Origin of the sequence: Streptomyces sp. NPDC052023 (assembly GCF_044548465.1) — a bacterium.
Taxonomy (GTDB): Bacteria; Actinomycetota; Actinomycetes; order Streptomycetales; family Streptomycetaceae; genus Streptomyces.
The window spans coordinates 225525-248047 of the sequence record NZ_JBIUBW010000005.1; the positions used below are offsets into that span (position 1 = coordinate 225525).

21 protein-coding genes are annotated in these 22523 nt (G+C 72.6%); 10 read left to right on the forward strand and 11 right to left on the reverse strand.

The genetic code is table 11. The features are described 5' to 3' along the window. Positions 1 to 61 precede the first annotated feature (61 nt). The 3 genes from ACIHCM_RS13705 to ACIHCM_RS13715 all read right to left on the reverse strand — a co-directional run bounded on the left by ACIHCM_RS13705 (position 62) and on the right by ACIHCM_RS13715 (position 3296). Positions 62 to 1069, reverse strand: a complete 1008-nt coding sequence (locus tag ACIHCM_RS13705; protein WP_399893983.1) for a (-)-alpha-amorphene synthase — start codon at positions 1067 to 1069, stop codon at positions 62 to 64. Next, positions 1053 to 2405 carry a cytochrome P450 gene (locus tag ACIHCM_RS13710; RefSeq protein ID WP_399893986.1) on the reverse strand — a complete coding sequence of 451 codons (1353 nt, stop codon included), beginning with the start codon at positions 2403 to 2405 and terminating at the stop codon, positions 1053 to 1055. The genes ACIHCM_RS13705 and ACIHCM_RS13710 overlap by 17 nt, the downstream gene beginning before the upstream one ends. A gap of 315 nt (positions 2406 to 2720) precedes the next feature. Next, positions 2721 to 3296, reverse strand: a complete 576-nt coding sequence (locus tag ACIHCM_RS13715; protein ID WP_399893990.1) for a TetR/AcrR family transcriptional regulator — start codon at positions 3294 to 3296, stop codon at positions 2721 to 2723. A gap of 316 nt (positions 3297 to 3612) precedes the next feature. On the opposite strand from ACIHCM_RS13715, the gene ACIHCM_RS13720 reads away from it, so the two are divergent. Genes ACIHCM_RS13720 through ACIHCM_RS13735 form a run of 4 tightly spaced genes read left to right on the forward strand, consistent with a single transcriptional unit; the run spans position 3613 to position 8384 of the window. Continuing rightward, a complete protein-coding gene (locus tag ACIHCM_RS13720; protein ID WP_399893993.1) occupies positions 3613 to 4167 on the forward strand; it encodes a (2Fe-2S)-binding protein in 555 nt (184 codons plus the stop codon). Continuing rightward, a complete protein-coding gene (locus ACIHCM_RS13725) occupies positions 4164 to 5159 on the forward strand; it encodes an FAD binding domain-containing protein (protein ID WP_399893996.1) in 996 nt (331 codons plus the stop codon). The genes ACIHCM_RS13720 and ACIHCM_RS13725 overlap by 4 nt, the downstream gene beginning before the upstream one ends. Then, a complete protein-coding gene (locus ACIHCM_RS13730; RefSeq protein WP_399893999.1) occupies positions 5156 to 7273 on the forward strand; it encodes a xanthine dehydrogenase family protein molybdopterin-binding subunit in 2118 nt (705 codons plus the stop codon). Before ACIHCM_RS13725 ends, ACIHCM_RS13730 begins: the two co-directional genes overlap by 4 nt. Then, the gene (locus ACIHCM_RS13735; protein ID WP_399894002.1) at positions 7266 to 8384 is read left to right on the forward strand and encodes an XdhC family protein; all 1119 of its coding nucleotides are present in this window, start codon (positions 7266 to 7268) and stop codon (positions 8382 to 8384) included. The genes ACIHCM_RS13730 and ACIHCM_RS13735 overlap by 8 nt, the downstream gene beginning before the upstream one ends. A gap of 74 nt (positions 8385 to 8458) precedes the next feature. Here the strand turns inward: ACIHCM_RS13735 and ACIHCM_RS13740 are convergent, their stop codons facing one another. Next, positions 8459 to 8839 carry a DUF5997 family protein gene (locus ACIHCM_RS13740; RefSeq protein ID WP_399894005.1) on the reverse strand — a complete coding sequence of 127 codons (381 nt, stop codon included), beginning with the start codon at positions 8837 to 8839 and terminating at the stop codon, positions 8459 to 8461. A 58-nt stretch (positions 8840 to 8897) separates the two neighbouring features. Here ACIHCM_RS13740 and ACIHCM_RS13745 point away from each other — a divergent pair, with 58 nt between their 5' ends. After that, complete coding sequence (locus ACIHCM_RS13745; protein WP_399894008.1) at positions 8898 to 9641, forward strand: LysR family substrate-binding domain-containing protein; 744 nt, start codon at positions 8898 to 8900, stop codon at positions 9639 to 9641. A gap of 92 nt (positions 9642 to 9733) precedes the next feature. Here ACIHCM_RS13745 and ACIHCM_RS13750 read toward each other — a convergent pair whose 3' ends face one another. Together ACIHCM_RS13750 and ACIHCM_RS13755 are read right to left on the reverse strand one after the other, a co-directional pair. Then, positions 9734 to 10429, reverse strand: a complete 696-nt coding sequence (locus tag ACIHCM_RS13750) for an HAD family hydrolase (protein ID WP_399894011.1) — start codon at positions 10427 to 10429, stop codon at positions 9734 to 9736. 4 nt (positions 10430 to 10433) lie between these two features. Further along, positions 10434 to 10925, reverse strand: a complete 492-nt coding sequence (locus tag ACIHCM_RS13755; protein WP_399894014.1) for an Lrp/AsnC family transcriptional regulator — start codon at positions 10923 to 10925, stop codon at positions 10434 to 10436. 301 nt (positions 10926 to 11226) lie between these two features. Here ACIHCM_RS13755 and ACIHCM_RS13760 point away from each other — a divergent pair, with 301 nt between their 5' ends. Both ACIHCM_RS13760 and ACIHCM_RS13765 read left to right on the forward strand, forming a co-directional pair. Continuing rightward, the gene (locus ACIHCM_RS13760) at positions 11227 to 12723 is read left to right on the forward strand and encodes an FUSC family protein (RefSeq protein ID WP_399894017.1); all 1497 of its coding nucleotides are present in this window, start codon (positions 11227 to 11229) and stop codon (positions 12721 to 12723) included. 140 nt (positions 12724 to 12863) lie between these two features. Then, on the forward strand, positions 12864 to 13883 hold the full coding sequence (locus tag ACIHCM_RS13765; RefSeq protein ID WP_399894020.1) for a lactonase family protein: 1020 nt from the start codon (positions 12864 to 12866) through the stop codon (positions 13881 to 13883). A 96-nt stretch (positions 13884 to 13979) separates the two neighbouring features. Here the strand turns inward: ACIHCM_RS13765 and ACIHCM_RS13770 are convergent, their stop codons facing one another. The 4 genes from ACIHCM_RS13770 to ACIHCM_RS13785 form a co-directional block, all read right to left on the reverse strand. After that, a complete protein-coding gene (locus ACIHCM_RS13770; protein ID WP_399894023.1) occupies positions 13980 to 14903 on the reverse strand; it encodes a sirohydrochlorin chelatase in 924 nt (307 codons plus the stop codon). A gap of 167 nt (positions 14904 to 15070) precedes the next feature. Further along, entirely contained in the window at positions 15071 to 16078 is a 1008-nt protein-coding gene (locus tag ACIHCM_RS13775; RefSeq protein WP_399894025.1) for an N-acetylglucosamine kinase, read from the reverse strand. Continuing rightward, positions 16075 to 16752, reverse strand: coding sequence for a uracil-DNA glycosylase (locus ACIHCM_RS13780; RefSeq protein WP_399894028.1), 678 nt, complete (start codon positions 16750 to 16752; stop codon positions 16075 to 16077). Before ACIHCM_RS13780 ends, ACIHCM_RS13775 begins: the two co-directional genes overlap by 4 nt. A gap of 81 nt (positions 16753 to 16833) precedes the next feature. Beyond that, positions 16834 to 17916, reverse strand: coding sequence for a WD40/YVTN/BNR-like repeat-containing protein (locus ACIHCM_RS13785; RefSeq protein ID WP_399894030.1), 1083 nt, complete (start codon positions 17914 to 17916; stop codon positions 16834 to 16836). Positions 17917 to 18187: 271 nt separating this feature from the next. Between ACIHCM_RS13785 and ACIHCM_RS13790 the strand changes: the two genes are divergently transcribed. Beyond that, a complete protein-coding gene (locus tag ACIHCM_RS13790) occupies positions 18188 to 18772 on the forward strand; it encodes a hypothetical protein (RefSeq protein WP_399894033.1) in 585 nt (194 codons plus the stop codon). A gap of 479 nt (positions 18773 to 19251) precedes the next feature. Here ACIHCM_RS13790 and ACIHCM_RS13795 read toward each other — a convergent pair whose 3' ends face one another. Next, positions 19252 to 20940, reverse strand: a complete 1689-nt coding sequence (locus ACIHCM_RS13795; RefSeq protein WP_399894035.1) for a DNA alkylation response protein — start codon at positions 20938 to 20940, stop codon at positions 19252 to 19254. A 50-nt stretch (positions 20941 to 20990) separates the two neighbouring features. Here ACIHCM_RS13795 and ACIHCM_RS13800 point away from each other — a divergent pair, with 50 nt between their 5' ends. Together ACIHCM_RS13800 and ACIHCM_RS13805 are read left to right on the forward strand one after the other, a co-directional pair. Then, positions 20991 to 21761 (forward strand): PaaX family transcriptional regulator C-terminal domain-containing protein, encoded by a 771-nt coding sequence (locus ACIHCM_RS13800; RefSeq protein WP_399894038.1) that lies wholly within the window; start codon positions 20991 to 20993, stop codon positions 21759 to 21761. Between the two features lie 255 nt (positions 21762 to 22016). Beyond that, a complete protein-coding gene (locus ACIHCM_RS13805; RefSeq protein WP_399894041.1) occupies positions 22017 to 22502 on the forward strand; it encodes a hypothetical protein in 486 nt (161 codons plus the stop codon). Positions 22503 to 22523 lie beyond the last annotated feature (21 nt).

Below are 22523 nucleotides of genomic sequence, written 5' to 3' on the forward strand. Positions count from 1 at the left end.
AATCCACCCCTCTAGTGGGTTCGGCGGGTCCTTGCCGGGGTAGTTTGGATCGGATCTGCTCTCAGAGAACTGCGGTCGTCGTGGCCGTTTCCTCGTAGCGAGGTACGGTGCGTGACCAGTAGTAGCAACCGCGTATCCAGCCCACCATGCCCTCCACGTACGCGACGCCGGCGGGGCTGAGTTTTGACTCAATCTCCGCGTAGAGCCTCTCGAATTCCCTGATGGTGCCGTTGATCTGGCGGATGGCCAGCATGACGGCCTCGGACAGCGAGCAGCTGTGTGCCCGTTTGTGGGCCAGGGCCAGATTGATGACTCCGCCCTCGCGTTGTTCCTTCACGGCGGAGTACAGGTCGGGTATCCACACCGCCGCGTCGGCCGAGAGCCGTCCCAGTCGCCGCATGGTGGGGTGGTAGAGCTCTTCCGGGTGCAGTTCGTGGGGCGCGTCGGCTTCGCACAGCGGAGAGAAGGGCTCGACACCTGCGGTCAACGCACGTATCGAGCTGCACAGTCCGATACGTACGGGAAGCGTTTGCGTCTGGGCCACGGATTCGTACAGCAGGCCGTGCACGTACTCGCGGCAGTTCCATGCCCATCGGGCGGCCTGAGCAGGTGTGCACCGTTCCTGCACCCTCCGGTAGAGGTCCGCCAAGGCGGCTCCGAGTGAGGTGGTGGCAGGGGCGTCGTCGCGCAGGATGCCGATGCTCTCGCTCAACATGGGGAGCAGTCGGCACGGTTGTCGGCGGCCGACCTCCTCCGCACGATCGTCGAAGATGAACTGGTAGGCGATCTGATCGGCCACGAGCTGGAGTACGTCGGCAGCCATCGCCGGACTGTTCAAGGCCGCGAGTTCGGCCGGCCGCGTGCGGACGATCATCTCCGCCATGACGGGATCGTCGGTCAGTCCCCAGGTGCGCAACCAGGAGTCGACGCCTGCCGCCGCCTCGCGGGCGTGGGGGTTGATCGCAAAGGGGAAGGGCATGTAGAGGTTTGCCTCGATCAGTTCCTTGAGGCTGCCCATCGGCATTTCGCTCCCGCATGCGACGGGAATGCCCTCATAGATTGTCGACACCGTTGTCACCTGCCATTCGATTGTGGTGGCTGTAATGACGCGGCTCACAGATCATCACCAGCACCCGCGGCCCCAATGTCGCCGCCGGGCGGGGCCGGCTTTCGTGCCCCGACGCCGGCCGCAGACGCCAGTGAGCGGCAATCGTCGCGACCCCCACCATCGCCTCCGCCATGGCGAACCGGTCGCCGATGCATTTGCGGTTCCCCGCGGCGAAAGGCAGCATCGCGCCCTTCGGTACGGCCGACTGCCGCTCCGGGAGCCAGCGTTCGGGAAGGAACCGTTCGGGCTCGGGAAAGGACGAGGCGTCGTGGTGCAGGAGATAGGGGCTGTACAGAACCATCGCCCCGCGCGGCAACGGGTGCCCGCCGAGCTCCGTCTCCCGGGTGGTGATCCGGGTGAAGAGCCAGCCGGGCGGTCGTACCCGCAGCGTCTCGGTGATCACGCACCGGGTGTACTCCAGGCGCGCCAGCTCGTCGTGACCCGGTGCGCGTCCGCCGGGCAGCACCGCGTCGACCTCGCGGTGCAGTGCTTCCTCCGCCTCCGGGCTCACGGCCAGCAGGCTGAACGCCGAGGCCAGGCACATAGCCGTGGTCTCCACCCCGGTGAGCAGGAGGGTGAGGAGCTGGTCGTGGATCTCCTGGTCGGTGATCCCTCGCGGGCCCTCGCCGTGCCCTGGCCCGTCCCCGGCGCTCGCGCCGTCCCGCGCCGCGAGCAGGGTGCCCAGGAGATCCTCGCGCGGCGGAGCCGACCGCCGTTCGGCGATGATCGCGTCGATCAGTGCGTGCAGCCGGCGCAACGCCCCCCGGTAGCGCCGGTTCGCCGGCGTGGGCACCCGGAAGACGGCGTCCAGCGGTACGACCGTGCGGACGAACAGGCCCCGCACCACCTCGGCGAGACATTCCCGCACCATCGCCGCCCGCGCGGCGTCCAGCGAGCCCGAGAACAGCACCCGGCTGGTCACGCGCGTCGTGAGTGTCATCATCGCCCCGGTCACATCGACCTTCCCGCCCGGACGCCACTCACGGCACAGGGCCTCGGCCTCCGCGGCCATCAGCTCGGTGTACGCGGCGATGCGGGACGGGTGGAAGCCGGGCTGCAGAAGCGTGCGTTGGCGACGGTGTTCCGACTGCGGGCAGGTGACGATGCCGTTGCCCATCAGCGCACCGAGCCGGTCGTACTGGGTGCCGCCCTTGTCGAAGGTGTGCGGGTCCATGAGCATCTGATGGACCAGTTGCGGATCGCAGAGCATCCAGGCGCGCCGCGGGCCCAGGCGTAACTCGACCAGATCCCCTTGTGCGGGCAGGGAATTCAGAAAGTCGAGCGGGCGCCGGAACAAGGCGATAGCATGACTGGCGGATGGGAATATGCCTGGTGCAGTACCCACGGTCGATACTCGCGTCGGATCGGTCACGGCACCACTCATCGAATACCCCCTGCCTCAGCCGACACACGGAAAGTCGGTGACTGCTCACCGGCCCCCCGCTCTTGAGTCATTGTTCTGCCCAGTTCAACCCGGGGTCGGCTCCTCGAATGCCCCTTCCCCGGGGGCGCACGGGAGCACAAAGAAGCATCGGTGAACGGCAGTTGATATCGCTTGCACAGAACGGCTATTGACTTCCGCGGAATGCGGTGCGCCGAACGCCGCCTCTCCTCACCGCCCCGGAGCCCCTGCCCGCAGCCCGTCCATCACGATGTCCAGCAGCCGGGTGGCGCGCGCCTGCCAGTCGGTGTCGGGGTCGAGCTGCCAGAGACCTGAGATGGCGAGGGTGAAGTCGTCGGCGGTCACGCCGGGCCGGATGGTGCCGGCCTCCTCGCCGGCGCGCAGCAGGAGTTCGGCGGCGGCCAGTACCGGCGTGGGGCCGGGCTTCTGCGCCCCCGACGCGCTGGTGACCTGCCGGATCGCCTCCGCCAGGCCCGCCTTGGTCATGGCGAACCGGGCGAGGTGGTCCATCCATGCCCGCAGCGCCTCGTCCGGCTCCCGGCACTCCAGCAGTTCGGTGGCGCTGTCGGCGACCTGCTGCATCTCGTGCCGGTAGACCTCCAGGACCAGCGCCTCACGGTTGGGGAAGTTCCGGTAGAACGTGCCCTGCCCGACGCCCGCCTTCTTGGCGATCGCGCTCAGCGGGGCGTCCGCGCAGCGGGTCAGCTCGGTCACGGCGACCTCCAGGATGCGCTCCCGGTTGCGCTGGGCGTCCGAGCGCTGGGGTCCTGCCTTCTTGTCCTGCACTCGTCCTCCCCACGGGCCGTGACCGGAACCCGGTGTTGCTAAGCGGACAGCTGTCCGGTACGTTTTGCGATAGTGGACAGTTGTCCGGTTGGCTCCACCATAGCGGCGAGAGAGTTGTTCTCGCCATGTACAGCGCCATATATCGGCGCCCCCGCCCCACCTCCGACCTCGACCTTCCCGTACCCGTCTCCGTCCGGAGTCCCCGGCTCCGTCGGTCTTCCCCTTCCGGTCCTCCGCTTCCGGTCCTCATCTTCTGTTCTTCCTCTTTCTGTTCTTCCTCGTCCGTGTGCCTCGGATACGTGAAAGAAGGCTGATCATGGCCCCCTCGACGTCCAGCGCCATCACCTTGAACATCAACGGCGAGAAATACCCGCTGTCCGTCGATCACCGCACCACCCTGCTCGACGCGCTGCGTGAGCGCCTCGATCTGACCGGCACGAAAAAGGGCTGTGACCAGGGGCAATGCGGTGCCTGCACGGTCCTGGTGGACGGCCGCCGGGCGGTGTCCTGTCTTCAGCTCGCGGTCGCGGCCGACGGACGGGAGATCACGACCATCGAGGGCGTGGCCGACGGTGACCGGCTGCACCCGGTCCAGCAGGCGTTCCTCGACCTCGACGGCTTCCAGTGCGGCTACTGCACACCGGGACAGATCTGCTCGGCCATCGCCGTCATCGAGGAACACGCGGCCGGCTGGCCGAGCGCCGTCACCGACGACGTACGCCCCGAAGCCGGACCGCCACCCCTGACACCGGAGGAGATCCGTGAGCGGATGAGTGGCAACCTGTGCCGCTGCGCCGCCTACGTGTCGATCGTGCAGGCCGTCAGCCGCGCGGCAGACGAACGCCACGAGACCGAGGAGGCCGCGGCATGAGGGAATTCGGCTATCGGCGGGCCCACGACGTCCCGGGCGCCGTCGCGCTGCTCGGCGACGACCCGGACGCCCGCTTCCTGGGGGGCGGCACCAACCTCGTCGACCTGATGAAGACCGGCGTCGAGCGGCCCGCGCTGCTCGTCGACGTCCGTGAACTGCCCCTCGACCGGATCGAGCCGACCGAGGACGGCGGGCTGCGCATCGGTGCCACCGTCACCAACAGCGATCTCGCCGCCCATCCCGAGATCCGCCGTCGCTACCCGATGCTGACACAGGCGGTGCTGGCCGGCGCCTCGGGCCAATTGCGCAACATGGCCACCGTCGGAGGAAACCTGCTCCAGCGCACCCGCTGCGGCTACTTCGCCGACGTGACCCAGCCCTGCAACAAGCGCGCCCCCGGCACCGGCTGCCCCGCCATCGAGGGCGAGCACCACAACCACGCCATCCTGGGTGCCTCCGAGGCATGCGTGGCCACCCACCCCTCCGACATGGCGGTCGCGCTCGCCGCTCTCGACGCCGTCGTCTGGTACGAAACGGCGGACGGACCCGGCAAGTTGCCGCTCACCGAGTTCTACCTGCCCGTGGGTGACACCCCGCACCTGGAGACCGCCCTGCCGCCGGGCGCGCTGATCACCGGCGTCACCCTGCCGCCCACCCCGGTCGCCGCCCGCTCCCGCTACCGCAAGGTGCGTGAGCGTGCCTCCTACGCCTTCGCGATCGGCTCCCTCGCCGCCGCGCTCGACGTCCACGAGGGAGTCGTACGCGAGGTGCGGCTGGCGTTCGGCGCTGTCGCGTCCCGGCCGTGGCGGGCGCGGACGGCCGAACGCCTGCTGACCGGGGCCCCGGCGGACGCCGAGACCTTCGCCGCCGCGGCGGACGCCGAACTGGCCGCCGCCGAGCCGCTGCCTCACAACCGATACAAGGTGACCCTCATGCGCAACCTCGTGGTCGCCGTGCTGACCGAACTCGCCGGGGAGGCCGACGCCCGATGACCACCGTGACCCGGCCGACGTCCTCCGTCGGCACCGCCCACACCCGTGTCGAGGGCCGTGACAAGGTCACCGGCGCCGCCCGCTACGCGGCGGAGATCCCCTTCGCCGAACTCGCCCACGGCTGGCTGGCGTTGTCCACGGTCGCCCGCGGCCGTATCCGCGCCCTGGAGACCGACCGCGTCCTCGCGATGCCCGGCGTCATCACCGTCCTGCACCACGGCAACGCGCCCCGTCTGGACACCGACCACGTCGGCCTGCTGGGCGTCCCGCCGGACCCGTCGGCCGCCCTGTTCCAGAACGACCGGGTGCCGCACGTCGGCTGGCCGGTGGCGCTGGTCGTCGCCGAGACCTCGGAGGAGGCCCGGGAGGCCGCCGAGGCACTGGTCGTGCACTACGACCAGGAACCGCACGAGGTCGCCTTCTCCGCGGACCACCCCGAGGCGCACCCGCTGGACGGCCACATGCCGGCGGTGACCGCCAAGGGCGAGCTGGAGGCCGCGCTCGCCGCGTCCGCAGTCGTCGTGGACGCCGAGTACACCACCCCGGAGGAGCACCACAGCCCGATGGAGCCGCACGCGGCGACCGCCCGCTGGGACGGCGGGCGCCTCGACCTCGTCGACTCCAACCAGGGCGCCACCTGGGTCCAGGACAGCATCGCGAAGATCTTCTCCCTCGACCCGGGCGCGGTCAGGGTCCGCAGCGAGCACGTCGGCGGCGGATTCGGCAGCAAGGGCGTCCGCGCCCACCAGGTCGCCGCCGTGATGGCCGCCACCGCGCTTCAGCGCCCGGTCCGTGTCGTGCTGACCCGCCGCCAGATGTTCACGCTGGCCGGCCACCGCAGCCCCACCACACAGCGGGTGCGGCTCGGCGCGGACTCCGACGGACGGCTGCGGGCCCTGCAGCACCGCTCCGTCAACCACACGTCGACCGTGTTCGACTACGTCGAGCCCAGCGCCGGTGTGGCCCGGGTGATGTACGACGCCGACGCCCACCACACGGCCAACGAGGTCGTACGGCTCGATGTGCCGACCCCGACGTGGATGCGCGCGCCGGGCGAGGCACCCGGGGCGTTCGCGCTGGAGTCAGCGCTCGACGAACTCGCCGAGAAGTGCGGGATCGACCCGATCGCCCTGCGCGCCCGCAACGAGCCGACGGCCGGACCCGTCTCAGGGCTGCCGTTCAGCAGCCGCAACCTGCTCACCTGCTTCGAGGAGGGCGCCCGCCGCTTCGGCTGGGCGGACCGCGACCCGCGCCCCGGTGTCCGCCGCGAAGGACGCTGGCTGATCGGTACGGGCACGGCGGCGTCCTCGTTCTTCGCCGGAGCCGCGCCCTCGACGGCGGCGATCACGGCGGAGGCGGACGGTACGTTCACGTTGCGCACCGCCGCCGCGGACATCGGCACCGGAGCCCGTACCGCACTCACCCTGGTCGCCGCCGACGCGCTGGAGGTGCCGCCGGAGCGCGTCCGGGTACGGATCGGGGACAGCGACTTCGGGCCGGCGATGATCGCCGGCGGTTCGATGGGCACCCGCTCGTGGGCCTGGTCGATCACGGCGGCAGCCGCCGAGCTGCGCGAACGGCTCGCCCCGGGCGCGGACATCCCGCCGGAGGGCATCACCGTCCGGTCGGACACGACCGCGGCTCTCGGTGCCCTGCCGCAGCGGGAACGGCACTCCTTCGGAGCGCAGTTCGCCGAGGTCGCCGTGGACGTCACCACCGGCGAGGTACGCGTGCGGCGCATGCTCGGCATCTTCGCCGCGGGCCGGATCGTCAACCCGCTGACCGCGCGCAACCAGCTGGTCGGCGGCATGATCTGGGGCATCTCCATGGCCCTGCACGAGGAAGCCGTCCGTGACCGGGCCTCCGGTGGCAACGTCGGCGCCGACCTCGCCGGGTACCACGTGGCCGCGCACGCCGACGTCCCCCACGTCGAGGCGGACTGGGTGGACGACCCCGACCCCGACGACCCCGTCGGCATCAAGGGCATCGGCGAGATCGGCATCGTGGGCGCCGCGGCGGCGGTGGCCAACGCCGTCTGGCACGCGACCGGCGTGCGCCACCGCAACCTGCCCATCCGGCCCGACCGGGTCCTGCTGGCGGCCGACGATGCTTGACATCGCCGAGGTACTCGACCGCTGGGCCGCCGAGGGCCGCGACTTCGCCGTGGCAACGGTCATCTCCGTCTCCGGCAGTGCCCCCCGCGCCCCGGGCGCCGCGCTCGCGGTCGATTCCGAGGGCACGGTCGTCGGTTCGGTCTCCGGTGGCTGCGTCGAGGGCGCCGTGTACGACCTGTGCGTCGAGTCCCTCCGGAGCGGCGGGACAGTCGTCGAACGCTTCGGCTACAGCGACGAGGACGCCTTCGCCGTGGGTCTGACATGCGGCGGCGAGATCGAGGTCCTGATCACGCCGGTCACCCAGGACGCGGAGCTCGTCAGGGACGCGCTGCGGGCCGCGTCCCGGGGGGAGACAGTGGCTCTGGCGCGGGTGACAGGCGGCCCGGAGGAGTTGCTCGGCAGCCCGTTGCTGGTCCACGAGGACGGCACGTACGCACTGGCGGCGCCCGGCGGGGGACAGGGGGCGCTGCGCGACCTGCCGCACCGCACCCGCATCGCGACCGAGGCCCACGCCATGCTGACCGCGGGCCGCACGGGCCCGCTCGAACTGGCCGGGCTGACCTTCTTCGTGGAGTCCGAAGTCCCGCCGCCCCGCATGATCGTCTTCGGGGCGGTCGACTTCGCCGCGGCTCTCGTACGCACCGCCAAGCTCCTCGGTTACCACGTCACGGTCTGCGACGCCCGCCCCGTCTTCGCCACCCGCGCCCGCTTCCCCGAGGCCGACGACATCGTCGTCGACTGGCCGCACCGGTACCTGCGGCAGACCCGTACCGACGCGCGCACGGTCCTCTGCGTCCTCACGCACGACGCCAAGTTCGACGTACCCCTGCTCACCGAGGCTCTGCGGTTGCCCGTGGCGTACATCGGCGCGATGGGGTCCCGCCGCACTCACGAGGACCGGGAGCGGCGGCTGCGGGAAGCAGGCCTGAAGGAGCGGGAGTTGGCCAGGCTGCGCTCACCGATCGGCCTGGACCTGGGAGCCCGTACACCCGAGGAGACCGCGGTGTCCATCGCCGCGGAGATCATCGCGGTCCGGCAGGGCGGCACCGGCCTGCCGCTCACCGGCTCGGGGACGCCGATCCACCGGAAGGAGGGCGCGGTGGCGGCGTAGCGACGTGCTCGGGCCGCTCCCCGTGGGCGAGCGGCCCACCACGCCCGCCCCCGGCATGGTGTGAAGAGACGTTCTCAGGAACGCCCGGCCTTCTTCTCCTTCAGGCGGGCCGCTTCCTTGCGCACCTCGGCCTGCGTGGCCTGCTCCTTCTGCAGCCACTCCGGGCGTTCCTGCTTCAGCGTCTCGATCTGCTCGGTGGTGAGCGGCTCGGTCATCCCGCCGCGTGCGAGACCCGCGATGGAGACGCCCAGCTTCGCCGCGACCACCGGCCGCGGGTGCGGGCCGTTGTGTCGCAGTTCCCGCAGCCACGCGGGCGGGTTCGCCTGGAGCTCGTTCAGCTCGGCGCGCGAGACGACGCCCTCCTGGAACTCGGCGGGGGTGGCGGGGAGGTACACACCCAGCTTCTTCGCCGCGGTCGCGGGCTTCATCGTCTGGGTGGTCTGGTGCGACTTCATGCACTCCAGACTATCCGCCGGATACGAGACATCCGACCACAGCCGGTAACCTGGCGGGGTGACAGGCTCGGAAGCACCCGCTACGTTCCGGCTCGCGTACGTCCCTGGGGCGACACCCGGCAAGTGGGTGCGGATCTGGAACGAACGCCTGCCCGACGTCTCCCTCACCCTTCTCCCGGTCACGGCCGCCGAGGCATCCGATGTGTTGCGCGACGGCGGCGCGGACGCGGGGATCGTGCGCCTGCCCGTGGACCGCACGGTCTTCAGCGCGATCCCCCTCTACACCGAGACGACGGTCGTCGTGGTTCCCAAGGACCATGTGATCACGGCGGCGGACGAGGTGACGCTCGAGGACCTCGCCGACGAGGTCGTCCTCCACCCCCTCGACGACGTCCTCGGCTGGGAGCGGCCGCCCGGCGAGCCCGCGTTCGAGCGCCCCGCCACCACGGGTGACGCCGTCGAACTCGTCGCCGCCGGCATCGGGGTCCTCGCCGTCCCCCAGTCCCTGGCGCGGCTGCATCACCGCCGGGACCTCACCTACCGGCCGCTCGTCGACGCGCCCCAGTCCGGCGTGGCCCTGTCCTGGCCGGAGGGCGCGCACACCGACCTGGTCGAGGACTTCATCGGCATCGTGCGCGGCCGGACGGTGAACAGCACCCGGGGCCGCACCCAGCCGGCCGCCCAGCAGAGCGACAAGCGCCGCGCCGAGTCCGCCACGCGCCGCAAACCGGCCGCGAAGCAGACCCAGCGGTCCGGCACCCCCAAAGGCGCCCGCCGTGGCAAACCCCGCCGCCGTTCCTAGGTGTGTTGTCCCGGACGTCGGTGACACGCGGGACGGGTGAGGCGGGCTCCGGGACGACACACCGGCGCGGGCCGGCGCCCCGGCCCGCGCGGTCAGGCGGTGCGGGCGGTGCGTGACAACCAGTCGTACGCCGCCTGTGCCGTGAACTCCGCCTGACCGCCCCGCACCAGCAGGTCGGCGGTCGCGAACTCCGGGCCGTCCGCCTGGCCGGCGACGTAGGGCAGCGCGATGCAGCGCATGCCAGCCGCGTGGGCGGCGGCCACGCCGGGGGCGGCGTCCTCGACGACCACGCAGTCGGAGGGGCGGGCGCCGAGGCGCCGGGCGGCCTCCAGGAAGACGTCGGGAGCGGGCTTGCCGTGGGCGACCTCGTCGGCCGAGACCAGGGTGCGCAGCTGGGCGTCCAGACCCGTACCGGCCAGGACCGCCGCGATGGCCTCGGGTGCGGAACCCGACGCCACCGCCATCGGGACACCCTCACCGGCCAGCAGCTCCACGAACTTGCGCATCTCCGGGTACGCGCGTGTGGAGGCGCGGGCGAGTTCCAGGTACCGCCGGTTCTTGGCGGCGAGCAACTCGGCCACGGGGGCGCGCAGGCCGTAGCGCCTCCGCCAGTCGACGATCGTGTCCAGCGTGCTGATGCCGACGTAGCGCTCGTGCTCGGCCCAGGTGTACTGCGGCACGCCCTGCCCGGCGAGGGTCAGCCTGCCTGCCTCGTAGTAGTTCGGCTCGCTGTCCACGAGTGTGCCGTCGAGATCGAAGATGACCGAGAGGGTGGCTGGATGGCTCATGGGGTCATGATGTCAAGGGCTGCTTACGTGCCGTCCGCCCGATCGACTCCACCAGCGGCAGCAGCCGGTGCGGGACGCGTTCACGCAGCGCCACCTCGGTGCGGGTGCGGACCACGCCGGGCATGCTGATCAGCTTCTGGATCACGTCTTCGAGGTGCTCGTTGTCGCGCGCCACGACCCGGGTCAGCAGATCGCCGCCGCCCGTGATCGAGAACGCCTCGACGATCTCCGGTACGGCGGCCAGTGCGTCCCCCACCTCGTCCAGGTGGCCCTGCGTGACCTCGACGTGCACGAAGGCCAGCACCGGGTGGCCGAGGGCGGCGGCGGAGAGCGCCGGTCCCGTGCCCGTGATCACACCGTCCCTCTCCAGGCGGTCGAGGCGGGCCTGGAGGGTGCCGCGGGCGATTCCGAGGATGCGGGCGTACTCGCGCACGCTGGTACGCGGCTGCTCCAGCAGCAGCCGCAGGATGCGGGTGTCGAGCTCGTCCACGGCCATGGGACAGACCTCCTCCCGTTGATCATCGTCGACTGTACCAATGGCCCAGTGCCGCGGCACGCGGCCGGACCGTCCGACGTGGGCCGTTGGCCTGACGATGACCTGACGGCCCTGCGCTCTGCTGTACCAATGGTCCAGTCAATCGAGGGCGACTTGAGCCGATGGCGGAACGGATGCTGTCATGGTGGCGTCGATGGCGCTGCGGACACCCGCGGCGCCTTTTTCATGCGGTTCCATGCCGGCTCCATGGCCGGTTCCGCACCGGTTCCAGTGCCGGTTCACAGCAAGGGGGCGGGAAGCAGTGCTGAAGAGGGTGTTCGTGGCGCCGGACCCGGGGCGGGCGCGGCTGCGCTTCGCCGCGCGCGCCGTGCTCGGCATCGGTCTCGCGGTCGTCGTCTGCGGGCTCGCCGGTCACTCCCTCGTCGGCGCCGTCACCGGGGGACTGGCCGCGCTGCTCGCCCTGTTCACGGTCACGGACGCCACGGTGCGGGGGCAGGCGGTCACTACCGCGCTGCTGCCGGTCGTCGGGCTGCCGGTGCTGGCCGCCGCGGCCGGGCTGCACGACCTTCCCGTCGCCCGTGACGTCACCTTCCTCGTCGTGGTCGGCCTGGGCGTCTACGCCCGCCGCTGGGGGCCGCGCGGACACAGCCTCGGCGTGTTCGCGTTCATGACCTTCTTCATCGCGCAGTTCCTGCGGGCGACGCCCGGGCAGTTGCCCGAGTTGTCGGCTGCCGTCCTGCTGTCCGTGCTCGGCGCGGCCGCGGTCCGCTTCGGTCTGTGGTGCTACGAGCGCCGTACGCCCCCGGTCCCGACGGTTGCCCCGGTGGAGGGTTCCGGTCTCTCCCGGATCACCACCCGGCAGGCGATCCAGGCGACCGCCGGCGCGGGGCTCGCGCTGGTCGTCGGCCAGCTGGTGTCCGAGGAGCGCTGGTACTGGGCCGTCGGCGCCACCTGGTGGATCTTCGTCAACACCACGTCGCGGGGGGAGACGCTGGTACGGGGCTTTCGCCGCGTCCTCGGCACGGTGCTCGGCATCGGCCTCGGCCTGCTGGTCGCCGTACCGCTGGACGGGGCCCTCGCCCCGTCGGCCGTGCTCGTCGCGGCGTGCGTGTTCGGCATCTTCTACACGGCCGCCGTGTCCTACACCTGGATGATGCTCTGCGTGACCCTGCTGGCCGAGCTGCTCTACGGCCTGCTGGACCTGCTCGAACCCGCGCTGCTCGCGCTGCGGCTGGCCGAGACCGGCGTGGGGGCGCTGGGTGCCGTGCTGGCGGTGCTCTTCGTGCTGCCGGTCACCACGCACACGGTCAACAACGCCTGGATCCGGCGCGCCCTGCGCTGCGTGCACGCCTGCACCGCCGAGGCCGCGGCCCGGCTCGCCGGTGACGCCGCCGCCGACCCGTCGCCGCGCGTCGCCGAGCTGGAGCAGCTCCTCGGCCGGGTGCGGCTCGCGCTCGCCCCGCTCGTTCACCCGCTGAACCCCATGCTGGGCCGCAAGCGGCGCGCCCGGCAGGTGATCGCCCTGCTCGACGACTGCGCCCGCGAGGTCCGCGGCCTCGTCGCCGTCGCCGCCGACCCGGAGGCCTCCCACGACGTCCGCCTGACCGCGGCCTGCTGGCGCGTGGAGGCCGCGGTGGAGGCGCTCACCGACGGTACGGCGGAGCGCACCGCCTCCCTCGCCCCCGAGCCGCCCGCGCACGAACCGGCCCTCGCCCACCTGCACGGTCTGGAGCGCGCTCTGGCGGAACTCGCCGCGCCCCTGCGCACGCCGTCCGGGTCGCCGCTGGTCGGGGCCTGACGGCTGGTGCCGCGTGCCACCGCGGGCGGGCGGGCCGCGGCGGACCGGCCCGACCTTTCCGCTCGCACAACACTTGGTCTAGACCGCACCCGATCAGCTGCTAGCGTCGCCCGCGAACCGGCAACCGAGAGGGGACAGCGGTGGGAGAAGGCGGGCGGGCGTTCATCGGGTCGTTCACGGCGGCCGGGGGCCGCGGAGTGCTGACGGCGGCCGTGGACGCGGCGAGCGGTGCCCTGACGGTGCGGGGCAGTTTGAACGGTGTGCCCAACCCCTCCTCCCTGGCCCTCTCCGCCGACGGGGACACCCTCTACGCGGTCAGCGAGACGACCGACGGCGCGGTCGCGGCATACCGCGTCACCCGGCCGGAACCCGAACCGGCCGGCCGCCCCGTCCCCGTCGGAGACGGCCCGACCCACCTCACCGTCTTCGCGGGCCATGTCCTGACGGCCGACTACGGCTCCGGCAGCGTCACCGCCGTGCCGCTGCGCCCCGACGGCACCCTGGCCACGGCCCCTTCCGGCGTGCTGCGGCACACCGGCTCCGGTCCGCACACCCTGCGGCAGCAGGGTCCGCACGCCCACCACGTGCAGGCCGACCCGAGCGGCCGCTGGGTCCTCAGCGTCGACCTGGGCACGGACTCGGTACGCGTGTGCCGCCTGGAGGAGGGCACCCTGGCCCTGCACCGGGAGGTCGCCCTGCGCCCCGGCTCCGGCCCTCGCCACCTGGCCTTCCATCCCGGCGGCAGTCATGCCTACGTCGTGAACGAACTCACCCCGACCGTCACCGTCTGCCGGTGGAACGCCCTGGACGGCTCGCTGAAGCCACTCACCGAGACCCGGATCCTGCCCGCCGGCCCGGCCGGGGACGCCTTCCCCTCGGGCGTCGTCGCCTCGCCCGACGGCCGGTTCGTGTGGACCGCGACGCGTGGCGAGGACGTGCTGTCGGCGTTCGCCGTGGCGGGCGACGAGCTGCGGCTGACGGGCACCGTGCCGTGCGGAGGCCACTGGCCACGGGCGATCACCGTGTCCGGCGGATTCCTGTACGTGGCGAACGAGCGCTCCGGCGACGTGACGTGGTTCGCCCTCGACCCCGGCACGGGGCTGCCCCGGCGGGCCGGCTCGGTTGCCGTGCCCGCGGCGTCCTGCGTGGTGATCGGCTGAGGCCCGCGGTACGGGCGCTGAGGCGCGCGGCACAGGCCGAGGGCCCGTCCGGCAGGCGGAACGGGCCCTCGATCCAACGGCTGTCGTACGCCGGGCTCAGCGCACCGGCGTGCCCTGCGGCTGCTGCGGGGCGATGCCCAGCGCCGTCGTGTACTTGGCCAGCGCCAGCTTGCCGATCGCCGGGTACGGGCCGAGCGCCTCGGCGGCGGCGCAGCCCGCCTCCCTCGCCGCCTCCTCGACCAGGACCGGGTCGATCTCCGGGCCGATCAGGTATGGGGCGAGCGCCAGCTGCTGCGAGCCCGAGGAGCGCAGTTGCTCGGCGACGGACGAGATCGAGCCCTCCTGGTCGAGGGCCGCCGCCATCACCGGCACGGCGAGCCGCGCGGCGAGCAGCATGCCGGTGATCCCGGCGGCCTGCACGGCCTCCTCGCCGCCCACGGAGGCCAGGATGATGCCGTCGGCGGCCGTCGCCACGGTGAACAGCCGGGCACGGTCGGCACGGGCCAGACCCGCCTCCGACAGCCGCACGTGCAGGGCCTCTGCGAGCAGCGGGTGCGGGCCGAGCACATCGGTCAGCTCGGCGGCGATCCGGCTGTCCATCACGGCCTGGCGGACCTGGCGCAACAGCGCGCTGTCCGGGCCGGCGAGCAGCGGCACCACGACGGCGACCGGCCCGTCGGGCTCCTTGACGTCCATCCCGGCGGCCCGCGCCTGCTCGAAGCGGGCGGTGCGCTCGTCGGCGGCGTGCGCGAGCACGGCCTGCAGCGTGGGGAACTCCGAGCCGTCCCCGTCGACATAGCCGATCCGGGCGTCCAGGCCGGGGAGCTCGGAGCGGGCGATGCTCACGACCTCCTCGGCGAGGCCGCGCGTGACGGCACTGGGAGTGCCGGGCACCGCGAGGACGAGCGCGGGCGCGCCCTCGGGAGCCGCCAGCGGCTCGGGTCGGCGGTGCCGCCCTGGCTGGCGGGGGCGCGGCATTCGTACTGGCAGGCCGGACGCAGGCCCAGTGGGGGAGCTCATGGCGCCGCATGTTACTGGCTTACTGGGCTCCCCTGTTCGGGGAGGGTGCAGGTGAGCGGTATCCGTCCCATTTTGTCTGATGAGTTACGTACGAAATGGAAGTGATCAGCGGGTTTCCGTACGATGGCCGCTGACGTGAACGGAACGAACAGGTACAACTCGGCGGATCAGTCGCCCTGCGCGCTCGCGACGTACAGCATCTTTTCGTCACGCGGCAGGCTGAGCGCCCCGGTCGCCAACTCGGTCGCGATCCGCACCGAGCCGTGCAGCGGATCGCCCTCCGCGGCGACTCGCCGCGCGTGCGGAAGCCGTCCGGCCAGCTCGTCCTCAAGGGGTACGAGGAGTGCGGCGCCCAGCTTGAACAGGCCACCGGTGATCGCCACTTCGGGCCGGCCCTCCGCCGGGCAGACGGCGGCAGCGGAGTCGGCCATGTGCCGCGCCGCGGCGTGCAGCACGGCCACGGCCACCGGATCGCCCTCGCCCGCGCAGTCCGCCACCCGGGGTGCGAAGGAGGCGAGGACGGCAGGGCGGTCAGGTCGTGGGTACAGCTTGCCCGGCAGTTCCCGCATCGGCCCGAACAACTCCTCGGCGCACTCCAGCAGTCGGGCGGATCCGCCCTCCCGCCCGTCGTACGCGCGCAACGCGGCCTCGAGCCCGGCCCGCCCGATCCAGGCACCACCGCCGCAGTCGCCCAGCAGATGCCCCCAGCCGTCGGCCCTCCGCCAGGACGTGAGGTCGGTGCCGACGGCGATCAGACCCGTACCGGCGGCGACGACGGCACCGGTCCGCGACCCCAGGGCGCCCGCATACGCGGTGACCGCGTCGGCGGCGAGGGCCACGGCCTGGATCCCGCACTCCCGGCGCAGGGCGCCCGGCAGTTCGGCGCGCAGGGCGTCGCCGAGCGTGCTGAAACCGGCGGCGCCGACGGCTGCCGTGCCGAGGGCCGCGATCCCGGCGTCGGCGGTCGAGGCCCGCACCAGGGGCACCAGTTGCTCCATCAGATGCCCGGCGTCGATGCCCCGGTCACCCGTCCGCACCGGCACCCGGGAGTCCCGTGCGGCCAGCGGTCCCCGTTCGACGTCGCCGACGACGACGCGAAGCCCGGAACCGCCGGAGTCGACGGCGAGGAAGCCGCCGGCGCTCGCCGGCGCGCGGCCGAGGGGTGCTCCCGTCACGGCAGACGCCAGTCCACCGGCTGACCTCCCTGACGCATGAGGAGGTCGTTGGCGCGGCTGAACGGGCGCGAGCCGAAGAACCCGCGGTCGGCGGACATGGGGGAGGGGTGCGCCGACTCCACCGAGGGCAGGTCGCCGAGCAGCGGGCGGAGGTTGCGCGCGTCGCGGCCCCAGAGGATGGACACCAGCGGTTTGCCCCGCGCGGCCAGGGCGCGGATGGCCTGCTCGGTGACCTCCTCCCAGCCCTTGCCCCGGTGCGCGGCCGGACGCCTCGGGGCGGTGGTGAGCGCCCTGTTGAGCAGCAGCACGCCCTGCTGGGTCCACGGACTGAGGTCACCGTTGGACGGCTGGGGCAGTCCCAGGTCGGTGTTCAGCTCCCGGTAGATGTTGATCAGACTGCCCGGCAACGGACGCACATCGGGTGCGACGGAGAAGGACAATCCCACCGCGTGCCCCGGAGTCGGATACGGATCCTGTCCGACGATCAGGACGCGTACCTCGTCGAAGGGCTGCTGGAAGGCCCGCAGGACATTCGGCCCGGCCGGGAGATAGGTGCGTCCGGCGGCGATCTCCGCGCGCAGGAAGTCACCCATCTCCGCGATCCGCCCGGCCACGGGTTCCAGGGCCTGCGCCCAGCCCGCTTCGACGATTTCATGCAAGGGTCGTGGTGCCACGGCGTCACCCTACTGCCGTACCGGCAGCGGCGATCAACCAGTGGCCAACACCGCGCGACCCCGAGCCCCCCGTACGCGCCATCAGATCACCGCGGCCCGCACACACAGCACGTCCGGCAGGTGCGACGCCAACTGCCGCCAACTGTCGCCGTCGTCGGCCGAGGCGAACAACTCGCCGTTGCGGTTGCCGAAGTACACGCCCGCCGGGTCCGCGTCGTCGGTGCACAGCGCGTCGCGCAGCACCGTGCCGTAGTGGTCCTCCTGAGGAAGCCCGGCCGTCAGGGGCTCCCACGACTTGCCCGCGTCCGCCGTCCGGAAGACCCGGCACCGCCGGTCGGCGGGCACCCGGTCGGCGTCCGCGTTGATCGGGAAGATGTATGCCGTCTCCGCGCGGTGGGGGTGGGCCGCGGCGGCGAAACCGAAGGTCGAGGGCAGGCCCTCACCGATGTCGGTCCAGTGGGCGCCCGCGTCGTCGCTGCGGTACACACCCCAGTGGTTCTGGAGGTACATCCGGTCCGGCGTCCCCGCGTCCTGCGCGATCTTGTGCACGCACTGGCCGAACTCCGGGTCGGGATCAGGCATGAACACCGCGGAGACACCGGAGTTGGACGGGGCCCAGCTCGCGCCGCCGTCGGTCGTGCGGAACACCCCGGCCGCCGACACCGCGACCGTCAGTGTCTTGGGATCACGCTGGTCGGTGACCACGGTGTGCAGGCCCTCGCCACCCCCGCCCGGCTGCCACTGCGAGCGCGTGGGGTGCTCCCACAGGGGGCGGACCAGCTCGAACGTCTCCCCTCTGTCCTCCGAGCGGTACAGCGCGGCCGGTTCCGTGCCCGCGTAGACCACGTCCGGCTCGGCCGCCGCCGGGTGCAGCTGCCAGACGCGCTCCAGTGAAGCTCCCGTGTCCTTGGGGAACTTCACGGCCGGCTGAGCCGGTTCGGTCCAGGTGCGGCCCAGGTCGTCCGAGTGGAACACCGACGGACCCCAGTGAGCGCTGTCGCCGCCGGCCAGCAGACGCGGGGTGGTGCCGCGGGTGTCGATGGCGACCGAGTACACGGCCTGTGCGTTGAAGTAGGGACTTTCGTCGAACTCCCAGGCGCTCCCGCGCCGGCGCCCGATGAACAGGCCTTTGCGTGTGCCCACGGCGAGCAGTACTTCGGTCATGCCGATCACCTCCGCGACGTCTTTGTCCCAGACACCGGCCAGTCTGCACCCCACCACTGACAGTCACCCCCATCGATGGAGTTGCCGCAGGTCAGTGCGGTGTCGCCGTCACCGCCGCGCGCGCCGGTGGGCGCTGCGCACCGGGGCGTGGAGGGGGCCACCTGGCCTTCGGGGCAGGCCCCGTGCGGGCGGCCTCTGAGTGTCGGCGTGCCGTGCGCCGTATGGGAGGGCGGTGGGGATGTTCGTGCGGCTCGCGAGGAGGAAGCCTTCGATGGCGTTCCGTGGTCGGAAGGTGTGGCTGTGGCGCTGGCGGCGGAACCCGCTCAAGCGACGCTCCGACAGGGTGGAGGCCTGGGTCCTGCTCGGCGTCCGTGCGCTGGCGGCGGCGGCCGCCGTGCTCGCGGGACCGGCGGTGAGCCGGAACGTCGAGCTGGAGCTTGCCCGGGAACGCGTCGAGTGGCGCCGGATCGAGGCACGGCTGTCCGAGTCGGTGCCGGGGTCGTCCCCCACCAGGTCCGGCGCGCCGGACACCGAGCGACTGTGGGCCGAGGTTCGCTGGCCGGCGCCGGACGGCTCCGACCGCACCGGCCAGGCAAAGGTCCGCCCCGGCAGCCCGGCCGGTACGCCGGTCACCGTCTGGATCGACCGGCAGGGCCGTCTGGTCACCGAGCCGACCACGCCTGGCGAGGCCCGCGTCCGCGCCGACCTGATCGGTGCCCTCGCGGGCCTCGGCGCGGCCGCCCTGCCCCTGACGGGCGGCCGTCTGCTCCGCAACCGGCTGGAACGCCGGCGCCTGGACCAGTGGGAGACCGACTGGGCCCGTTTCGACACGCTACGGCGGCGCCGGACGGGTTGAGCCGTTCGTCTGCGCGGGGTGGGCCGGGCCGGTCGAGTGCGTCGGGTGGACCATGGCCTCGACCGCGTCAGGTGGGGCCGCGCAGGACGACCTGTGCCGTGCGCGGCACCAGACGACGAGCCTTTGACACCACGCGCCACGCGCCTCGTGCCGTAGCGAGCCTCACGACCCTGGGCCGTGGCGGAGCCCGGAGCCGCACCGGCCCCGCACGCCCCGAGCCGTGGCGGCGCCACGCGCCCCGTGCCGTAGCGAGCCTCACGACCCTGGGCCGTGGCGGAGCCCCGAGCCCCAAGCCGTGGCGGCGCCTCACGCCCCGAGCCGTGGCGGCGCCCCGCGCCCCGCGCCGTAGCGAGCCTCACGACCCTGGGCCGTGGCGGAGCCCCGAGCCCCAAGCCGTGGCGGCGCCTCACGCCCCGAGCCGTGGCGGCGCCACGAGGCCTGCCCGGCAGAGGCGTCACGAGACCTGCGCCGTAGCGGTCTCACACGACCGACGCCGCAGGTACGCCCGCCGGATCGGACGTGGGCAGCGCCCGCTCCAGGATGGCGCCCAGGTCCGCCCCGTCGGGGAGGGTGCCGAAGGCGTGCCCCCAGTCGCCGCCCAGACGCGTCGCGCAGAACGCGTCGGCGACCGCGGGCGGTGCGTGGCGGACCAGCAGCGACGCCTGCAGGGTGAGCGCCATCAGTTCGACCAGCCGCCGGGCGCCTGCCTGCGACCCCTGCGCCAGCGTGTCCTTGAGCCGCCGTACCGCGCCGTCGAGCCGGGCGTCCGCCCCTTGGGCCGATGTCAGTTCGGCGAACAGCGCATCCGTGGTGCCCGGCTCGCGACTCAACGCCCGCAGCACGTCGAGGGCGTTGACGTTCCCGGAGCCCTCCCAGATGGAGAGCAGGGGCGCCTCGCGATAGTGACGGGGCATGCCCGAATCCTCCACGTAACCGTTGCCGCCGAGGCACTCCAGGGTCTCCGCGGTGAAGGCCGGGCCCCGCTTGGTGACCCAGTACTTGCCCACGGCGGTGGCGATCCGGCGGAACGCCGCCTCGCCAGTGTCCCCGCGCACCGCCCGGTCGGCCGCACCCGCCAGCCGCAGGGTGAGCGTCGTGGCCGCCTCGGACTCCAGCGCCAGGTCGGCCAGCACGTTGCGCATCAGCGGCTGGTCCACCAGGCGCGCCCCGAACGCGCTGCGATGCCGCGCGTGGTGCCCCGCCTCCACCAGGGTCTTGCGCATCAGCGTCGCCGAGGCCATCACGCAGTCCAGCCGTGTGCAGTTGACCATCTCGATGATCGTCTTGACGCCCTGCCCCTCGGGACCGACCAGCCAGGCGACGGTCCCGTCGAACTCGGGCTCGGAGGAGGCGTTGGAGCGGTTGCCGAGCTTGTCCTTCAGGCGCTGGATGCGGAACGTGTTGCGGCTGCCGTCAGGCAGCACGCGCGGCACCAGGAAGCAGGACAGCCCCTCGGGAGCCTGCGCCAGCACCAGGAACACGTCGCACATCGGCGCCGACGTGAACCACTTGTGCCCGCGCAGTGTGTACACGCCGGGCTCGGCGGTGGGCGTGGCGACGGTGGTGTTCGTGCGGACGTCCGAACCGCCCTGCTTCTCGGTCATCCCCATGCCGGCCAGCAGACCGCTCTTGCGCGCCGGAACGTCGAGCTCCGGGTCGTACTCCCGGCCGGTCAGCAGTGGTTCGTAGACCTTCGCGAGGTCCGGCTGACGGCGCAGCGCGGGGACGGCGGCGTACGTCATGGACGTGGGGCAGCCGTGTCCGGCCTCGGTGTGTCCCCACACCAGCCCGCCCGCCGTACGGGCGACATGAGCTCCCTGCCGGTCGTCCGCCCAGGGGGCGCCCGCCAGGCCTTCGGCGACCGCGACGCGCATCAGGTGGTGCCAGCTCGGGTGGAAGTCGACCTCGTCCACCCGGTTGCCGTACCGGTCGTGGGTGCGCAGTACCGGTTCGTGCCGGTTGGCCAGTTCACCCCACTCCTGCGCCTCCTCGCTGCCGGCCTGCCGGCCGAGCCGCCGGATGCCGTTCTCGGCCCACCCGGCTCCCTCGCGCCGCAGCCCCTCCAGCAAGGCTCGGTCGTCGGACGCGTCGTAGGGGGTGAGGGCGGGGGGCTGGTTGGTGACGACGTGGGTGGCGCCACCGGAAGGACCGTCATGTGTCGAGACCATGCGGGGAGTGTTGCACTGAGGCTGCGATCGCAGCAATACTGCAACACGAAATGCGCGCCGTACAGTACGTGACCATGCGCATCGACGAGACGACACCGTCCGGCGCGGTCGAGTTGCGCCCGCTGTCGGCCCGGTCCGTCGTACTGAGCCTCCTGCTCGGTGTCCATCCGCCCGAGCTGCCGGGGCGGGACCTCGCCCGTGCCGTGGAATCCTTCGGCGTCGGCGGCTCCACCTTGCGGGCCGCACTCAGCCGGATGACGGCAGCCGGAGACCTGCTGCGCACGGACACCGGCTACCGGATCGGCGAGCGGCTTCTGGAGCGCCAGCGCCGGCAGGACGACGCCCTGCACCCCCGCACACGCGCGTGGGACGGCGGCTGGGAGATGGCCGTGATCACCGCGACCGGCCGCGGCCCCGCCGAACGCGCCGACCTGCGCGCCCGGCTCACCGCACTCCGGCTTGCCGAACTCCGTGAGGGCGTCTGGCTCCGGCCGGCCAACCTGCGCCGCCCGCTGCCGGACGACCTGACGGCCGTACTCCAGCCCTTCACGGCCCGGCCCGCGCAGCCCGCGCGCGACCTGGCGGCGACCCTGTGGCCGCTGGGCACCTGGGCCGCGACGGCCCGCGCGCTGCTCGGGCACATCGCGCGCGTGGAGCATCCGGCCGACCGTCTCACCGCCCTCGCGGCCGCCCTGCGCCATCTGCTCGCCGACCCCGTGCTGCCGCCCGAACTTCTGGCCGCCGACTGGCCGGGGGCCGCTCTGCGCACCGCTTACGCCGACTACCAGCGCGAGTTGACGGCCGCCGTGCGGCGGATGTGATCCGGCGGCCGTGCGAAGCGCCCCGCCGGTGACCCTTCCGGGGTAAGCGCTTTCCGGGCGCCTCCCTCTCGGGCGTCCGGCCACGTCGAGGGGTGCGGAAACGCGCGCTTCCCGGCGACGCCACGGTCCACGCGGTATCGCGCGATGGTGTGGTGCCCCCATTTATACGACCTTTTCGTCATTCATACGGGTGACCTCTGGCATCAAGGGAACCCGGCGGGGTGACACATGGATCTGCCAGGGAGCGTGAGTGTCATGGCACGGCAGAAGACCTCGCCCGAACTCCCGGCACCACTGCGCGCGCCCGTGACGGCGCTGCGCAAGGTGCCCGGGGCGGAGGCGGTGACCAAGGCGGCCGGTGGAGCGCTGGACGCGGTCGGCACCGTATCGCCGCGCGGCCGTCGCGTGGCGGTGTACACCGGGGCCGGGCTGCTCGGAGTCGCGGGCCTGGTGGAGTGGCCGGTGGCCCTCACGGTGGCGGGGGTGGCCTGGCTGACCCAGCCGAAGCCCGGGCACGAGGGCAACGGGGCGGCCACCACGACGGGCGCCACCAAGGCGACGGCCACCAAGTCGTCCACGGCCAGGCGCACGACATCCAGCGGTGGGAAGACGGCGGCCGCCGGGCGGCGTACGTCGTCGACGAGCAAGCGCACGACCTCCAGTCGTGCGAAGTCGGGCACCTCGGGCGGGCGGAGTTCGTCCAGCGGCGGCCGGCGCAAGGCGAGCGCGAGCGGCAGTTAGGGGACGGCGGGCCGGAGCCCT